This is a genomic window from Mesorhizobium sp. M7A.F.Ca.MR.148.00.0.0, from assembly GCF_003997735.1.
GTDB lineage: Bacteria > Pseudomonadota > Alphaproteobacteria > Rhizobiales > Rhizobiaceae > Mesorhizobium.
In genome coordinates this window covers 1-6,020 of record NZ_RZTB01000193.1, presented here as the reverse complement: position 1 = coordinate 6,020, position 6,020 = coordinate 1, and the positions used below count along the sequence as shown (strand labels likewise).

At 58.6% G+C, this 6,020-nt stretch carries 8 protein-coding genes; 4 read left to right on the top strand and 4 right to left on the bottom strand.

The genetic code is table 11. From position 1 onward, the window contains the following. Positions 1–167 precede the first annotated feature (167 nt). Positions 168–599 (bottom strand): hypothetical protein, encoded by a 432-nt coding sequence (locus tag EOB49_RS32370; protein ID WP_127318150.1) that lies wholly within the window; start codon positions 597–599, stop codon positions 168–170. 285 nt (positions 600–884) lie between these two features. Between EOB49_RS32370 and EOB49_RS32365 the strand changes: the two genes are divergently transcribed. The 3 genes from EOB49_RS32365 to EOB49_RS32355 are packed head-to-tail and all read left to right on the top strand — an operon-like array spanning position 885 to position 3,031. After that, complete coding sequence (locus tag EOB49_RS32365; protein ID WP_164761561.1) at positions 885–1,922, top strand: glycosyltransferase family 2 protein; 1,038 nt, start codon at positions 885–887, stop codon at positions 1,920–1,922. Then, positions 1,897–2,589 (top strand): class I SAM-dependent methyltransferase, encoded by a 693-nt coding sequence (locus tag EOB49_RS32360; protein ID WP_127318152.1) that lies wholly within the window; start codon positions 1,897–1,899, stop codon positions 2,587–2,589. The genes EOB49_RS32365 and EOB49_RS32360 overlap by 26 nt, the downstream gene beginning before the upstream one ends. Then, on the top strand, positions 2,567–3,031 hold the full coding sequence (locus EOB49_RS32355) for a GtrA family protein (protein ID WP_127266457.1): 465 nt from the start codon (positions 2,567–2,569) through the stop codon (positions 3,029–3,031). Before EOB49_RS32360 ends, EOB49_RS32355 begins: the two co-directional genes overlap by 23 nt. A gap of 4 nt (positions 3,032–3,035) precedes the next feature. On the opposite strand, the gene EOB49_RS32350 is transcribed toward EOB49_RS32355, so the two are convergent. Genes EOB49_RS32350 through EOB49_RS32340 form a run of 3 tightly spaced genes read right to left on the bottom strand, consistent with a single transcriptional unit; the run spans position 3,036 to position 5,177 of the window. Further along, complete coding sequence (locus EOB49_RS32350) at positions 3,036–3,659, bottom strand: hypothetical protein (RefSeq protein WP_127318154.1); 624 nt, start codon at positions 3,657–3,659, stop codon at positions 3,036–3,038. Further along, positions 3,646–4,893: a hypothetical protein gene (locus EOB49_RS32345; RefSeq protein ID WP_127331612.1), complete on the bottom strand. Its 1,248-nt coding sequence runs from the start codon at positions 4,891–4,893 to the stop codon at positions 3,646–3,648. Before EOB49_RS32345 ends, EOB49_RS32350 begins: the two co-directional genes overlap by 14 nt. After that, on the bottom strand, positions 4,890–5,177 hold the full coding sequence (locus tag EOB49_RS32340; RefSeq protein WP_127383352.1) for a hypothetical protein: 288 nt from the start codon (positions 5,175–5,177) through the stop codon (positions 4,890–4,892). The genes EOB49_RS32345 and EOB49_RS32340 overlap by 4 nt, the downstream gene beginning before the upstream one ends. Before the next feature lie 133 nt (positions 5,178–5,310). Between EOB49_RS32340 and EOB49_RS32335 the strand changes: the two genes are divergently transcribed. After that, the coding region (locus tag EOB49_RS32335) for an NAD-dependent epimerase/dehydratase family protein (protein ID WP_127383351.1) at positions 5,311–6,020 on the top strand (710 nt) is incomplete at its 3' end.

Below are 6,020 nucleotides of genomic sequence, written 5' to 3'. Positions count from 1 at the left end.
CATGCTGGAACGCACCGCGAGTAAACTGGGACCGAGGAGCGCCCCACCCGTCTGCGCAGCCCCGTGGGACAGGCGCCGACCCCCGTCGTCAACACGGCGCTCCACTGGCGCCCCAATCGTTAATCCACCTCGCTTGAAACGAGCTTCAATCGCCGTCCTTGGCGACCTCAGTGCCACATTCTCTCTCTAAGCCACTTAAGAAACCTGTTCCCTCCGATTGCCCGGCGGACTCTAGCGGCAGCCCACTGCCCTCTGAACGTGGTTCCGACATGGCAACTGCAGAGGATGTCATGCAACTCCCCGTCAGACAGTTCGAAGAAGCGCTTTGCTGCCCCATAGGTGTCATCCTTCAGGCCTAACGCACGCAGTAGCGGGTCCTCGAAGGCCACAGTAATTGGCGAGCCCTCACCGCGCGCTGCGTCGCGAGCTTCCCGCTTCAGATACTCAGTGCCGGTAAGCGCTGTCAGGCGTCGCTCGGGATGTTGTTCCAGCAACTCTGCCCAGCGCTCAATGCGCTGTTGCCGGGTCATGATCGGGTATGTCGACAGGGGTTCTACTTCTGCAATTGTCTGCAGTTGGCTTAAAGTTTGGTGTTCCATCGTCGGCTCCTTTGGTCGAAGTCCCTTCCCCTCAAAAATTATCGCGCGCCGACGCGCTGACAAGAGCTGGCAAGGCGGCCACTTGCCCGACAATGATTGCGAAACAGCGCATTGCTCCGCCGGCGCGCGAAACGATATCTCATCCCAAATCAGACCGAAGCCGTTCAGAACGAACAGCTCGCCACCCGCCTGCAACAACTAATTAAATTAGTAATGCCTTATGGAACTTTGAGGCTGGCGTTTCATTTGATCGGCATGGAGGCCTCTGTAATCCAAAGTGCCGGGATGAGAGCGAACGTGTCGCTGCGCTACTCGCTGGTTCTGCCGATATACAACGAGGAACAAGTGCTGCCTCGTCTGATCGAGCGGATCAGGTTGCTAATCCACCAGCTGGACGGTGAGACAGAGGCTATTTTCGTCGATGACGGAAGCAGCGATGGCAGCGTCACTTACCTTCGGCGTGTGGTCGCCGCCGAGCCTCGTTTTCGGCTAATCGAGCTTTCCCGCAATTTTGGGCACCAGATAGCAATCACAGCCGGTATGGACGCCGCCCAGGGGGATGCCGTCATCGTCATGGATGCCGATCTCCAAGACCCACCCGAGGTGGTTCTCGATCTGGTGGCGAAGTGGAAGGAAGGTTTCGAAATTGTCTATGCCCGGCGCGTCAAACGCGAGGGCGAATCCTGGTTCAAGCGCTTCACGGCAAGTCTCTTCTATCGCTTGCTGGAAAGGATGACGACCGTTGACATTCCGCGCGACGTTGGAGATTTCCGGTTGGTCGGTCCCAAAGCGCTGAGAACTTTCAGGCAGATGCCCGAACAGGATCGCTTCGTCAGGGGCATGTTTGGCTGGATGGGATTCAAGCAGGCGTCGGTGCCTTTCGAGCGCCCGGCACGAGCCCATGGCCAGACCAAATACCCATTCTGGAAGATGGTGCATCTTGCTGTGCACGCCATCGTCAGCTTCTCGGAGCAGCCGCTGCGCCTGGCGCTCTGGGGTGGCTTGGCCATTTCTGCGCTGGCCATAGCCTTTGGTGCCTACGCCATCTACGCCTGGGCCTTTGAAACCGGCATTGTTGCCGGCTGGACATCCACCGTGATGATCGTGTCGCTCCTGTGCGGCATCAACCTCTTCATGACCGGCGTGGTCGGATTGTATGTCGGCAGCATCCACGCCGAAGTAAAACGGCGCCCGCTTTACGTGATCGATCGCCTCACCGGCTTCGACCGGGCCATGTCTGCCGTCCCCGGCAAGAGCCGCCGCCCGCCTCGAAAATCCCGGATTGGAGTCCCGGCCAATGTCCGAACCCTTCGACAGCTATAGATTCAATTATGGTGAGACGGTCCAGGGATCGATCCGCTTTTCAGGGCTTAAGCACGACTTCTTTCTCATGGCGAAGGCCGAGTTGCTGCGACGCGTTGTGGTCGAGCGGGTGCTTCGTCATGCCGGCTCGGATGTGCGGGCGCTTGATGTCGGCTGCGGCGTAGGTGCGCTCCATCCCTATCTCAAAGGCGTCTTCGAGTCCCTGGACGGCTGCGACATCTCGCAGGAATCGATCCTGCGTGCGAGGCAGGAAAATCCGAGCGTCACATACAGGGCCTGCACCAGCCTGAACCTGCCATACGACAATGGGGTCTTTGATCTGGCCTTCGGCAGCTGCGTCGTCCATCATGTACCGCCAGCTTCCTGGCTCGGGTTCATGCGCGAGATGCGGCGCGTCGTGCGCCCGGGCGGTGTCGCCTGCATCATCGAGCACAATCCCTATAACCCGCTGACGCGTCTGGCTGTGTTCCGGTGTCCCTTCGACCATGACGCGGTGCTGCTCAGCGCAGCCAAAACAGCGTCCCTCCTTCAAGAAGCAGGCTTCAGCAACATCCGATCCGAGCACTTCCTGCTGCTGCCGTCGGGCAGGTCCTTGGCCCGAAAAGTCGAGCGCGCGCTCGCCCCCCTGCCGCTGGGGGCACAGTATGCGTGTAGTGCGCATGCATGAGCATCGGCCTGCCGGCGACGACTCCCTGAAGCTACTGGCACGCTTCGGCCTGGTCGGCATCGCTGCCACACTTCTGTATGCCGCTTTGGTTGCTGCTTTTTCCAAATCGGAATGGCTCGGTTTAACGCCCATCCATGCCTCGCTTGGGGCATATGCCGCAGCCACCCTGTTTTCGTATCTAGCTCACAAATCCCTGACGTTCGTGTCGGGCCGATCGCATCGAACTGAAGCTCCGCGTTTTCTCCTGCTGGGGGCAACAGGCTTGGCCATTGCCTATGGGGCGCCGGCGTTGCTGACGGTAAAGCTGGGCTTGCCGCTCATCATTCCCGTGCTGATTACGTGCTTGCTTGTCCCCGGCATCAATTTCTTCGTGCTTGACCGGTGGGTTTTTGCCGGACGCATTCCCGGTCGGCACGGCAATCGCTCCCGCCAGAGGCAATAATGCTCTAAATGGCGTCCAGTCGAAACGACACCAATTTGATGGAGCGCTTGTAAATGTCGCTGGCGGCCTGGCTGGGCGGGATCCCGTCGAGATAGTCAAAGGTCATTTCGAACGTGCTGGCGTCCGAAAAAGCTGCGTGCGGAATGACGAACGAGACGGTTATCGGTTGCTTGCCCGACAGTGTGACCTTATGCACGGACACGCCATGCACCGAGATTATTACCCTCTGCGTCATCTGTGGCGGACGAATGACAGCGGCCATTTGTAGCGTTGCCTTGAGACCGTCGCGAAGCGGCGGTATCTGCAGGCGAAGCCGCGAGGTCTCGCCCAGCGAATGCGTGCCGTCGGCTGCCGGCCCCGACCAGCCACAAACTTTCATGCCGGCAACCCGTTTGGCGCCATCGGACCGGAAGGACACTGTCTGGCCGAGTGAGTAGCTGCCAATGGCATCGCGGTTGAGGCATGTCGTCGTGCGGTCGATGTAATAGGCACGATAGTCGGCGTGGACATTCGGATGGAGAGCCAGCGCAAGGATGGCGAGTTCGGACACGGCCAGAACCGCGGCGAGCGCGTAAGCGCCAAGCGAGATAGCGCGTCCATGGGGGTTGAGGGTGTCAGACCAAAGCAAGGTAGCCCCCAATCCATGCCACCGTCATGAAATAGCAGGCGACCAGGAAGAGAACCAAAGCGGCGAGCCAGGTCAGTTTCGACGCCGACAACAGGACGGCCATCAACATTATCAGAGGCGCCAGCCCAATGACGTATCTGACCATGGAGGCCAGATTCGTTATCAATGGCACGAGAATGCAGATCGCGCAGAAGACCCCAGCGCCATATTGCTTGCGAGCCACCAGCACGACTGATAGCGCCAGCCCGACGATCGCTGCGAGCGCACTCCATTGCGGCGCCGTGGGCAGCCACCCGGTCTTGGGAAATGCTGAGAGTCCGTCCCATAGAAACAGGAGCGGGTTCCCAGCCACTCGTCCAAAGGCGCGTTGGACGTGCAGAAACGCAAAGCCGTCGCCGACAGTGACATACAAAAACAGGATGTAGGCAAACAAGCCGGCAGGCGAGATAAAGATAGCGACGAGCTGATCCGGTCGACCGAGCACCCAACGCGGAAAGGAGAGTGGTGAGCCGCCCCGTTCGCGATGCTGCTGGAACATTTGAATGACGGTCGCAAAGACGACAAGGACCCCAACGAGCCTCGTTGCCGAGAGGAGCGCTGACGAGACGCCAGCGACGGGATAGCTGGAGCGTTTGAGTGCCAGGAAGACAATCGAGGTCAGGAGCACGAAAAGAGGTTCGGAAAGGAAAGTTGTGAAGTGGAAGGAGAACGGGCCGCTAAGCAGAAAAGCGCAGTACAGTACATAGGCCCGCATGTTCTTCTCCAACAGCGGCCATGCCACCAGACACGCGGCGTAGCTGCATGCAATCGAAGTGATCGTCGCGACCAGTATCGTGGCGAAGGGGAAAATCGCCCGGATCACCGCTACCAGCATCGGATAGAATGGAAAGAAGCCCCATCGTCCGACGTTGCTTTGGTTTGGGATGGGAAAGCGCTCGTAGCCGCGTTCGGAAATATCCAGATACCAGTGGCAATCCCATCGGCAGAGCGCACGAGCATAAGACTCGAAGCCTGGTTCCGCCAACGTTGAAGCAACAGCGGCATAACGAATAGCAAGTCCGGCGACACCGAACAGGAGCGGGACTGTCACGACCGCTGCCGCTACCATGTGGCGCTTGTTGATCGTCGAGCCGTAGTCGGGGAAAATCTCGAACTGCTCTGGGTGGTCTTTCGAGGGTGCATGGCGGGGGCTCTTGATGGCCGTGACGAGATTCTCAGTCCCGGATTTTCTCATAGCAGAGCACCGGCGCGGCACCTTTCCATCCTCTGATGGGGGCCAAATTCCGCCGTGACCAAACCGCCGACCGTGGCCTTGCCATCTTCATTGTCAACCGGCGGGGCGTGTCCGATGGGGTTCAACTTGTCCGGCGCCGTTGCCTTCTTCGGCGTGTCGATCGAGAAGAGGAAGTTGTAGGTCGCAACGCCGACGCTGGCCCGACGGTCGTCGAGCAGTTCCAGATGGGTGACGCCTATCGTCACCTCGTGGCCAAAGTCGATGCCAGTCTGTTCCCGCACCATGTGAGGGATTCTGGAGCGCGGCTGGCGATCGTCAAGAGGTTGCTAATATTCGAGCGGCGAAGGGCAACAAATCTTTGGCCCTGCTTCTAAGCGAGCGTTTGGAGAATACCCGCGGTGCGTATCGGGAAAGGGCGTGGTCGGCTATCGAATCAGTGCTCAAATGGAGATCCCGCAACTTCAGATGCCGATGATCAGACCTCTCAAACGTTCTACGCAATCCCAACAAGTGCTGGTTACGGGAGGTTCCGGCTTCCTCGGTATGTACTGTATTTTGCGGCTGCTCGATCTTGGATATCGGGTTAGATGCACTGTACGCTCGCTGACACGCGAACCAGAAGTTCGTCGTACACTCGAGCAGATGGGCGCATCATCAATTGGCGCTTCTCTTTCCTTCATCGAGGCAGATTTGAGTGCCGATCCCGGTTGGGATGATGCCGCCGCCGGTAGCTCCTACGTGCTACATGTCGCCTCTCCATTTTCCGTTGGACAAAAGGATGGCAATATTGACACCATCGGCATCGCCAGATCTGGCACACTACGAGTGTTGCGAGCAGCACATGAAGCGAAGGTTAAACGGCTGGTGATCACATCGTCATTCGTTACCATGAGTTACGCTCGCCAAATGGACACCGCTGAACTCACTGAGGCCGATTGGAGTGACTTGAGCATTCCCACTCTTACCGCCTACGTCAGATCGAAGACGTCTAGCCGAAAAAGATGCCTGGGATTTTGTGAGGCGAAAAGGTGGGCCAGAGCTTACAGCAGTAAACCCGACGGTGATATTGGGGCCGGTCATGTGCCCCGACTATTCTCCGTCAATTTCACTCATCCAAGGTATGCTGG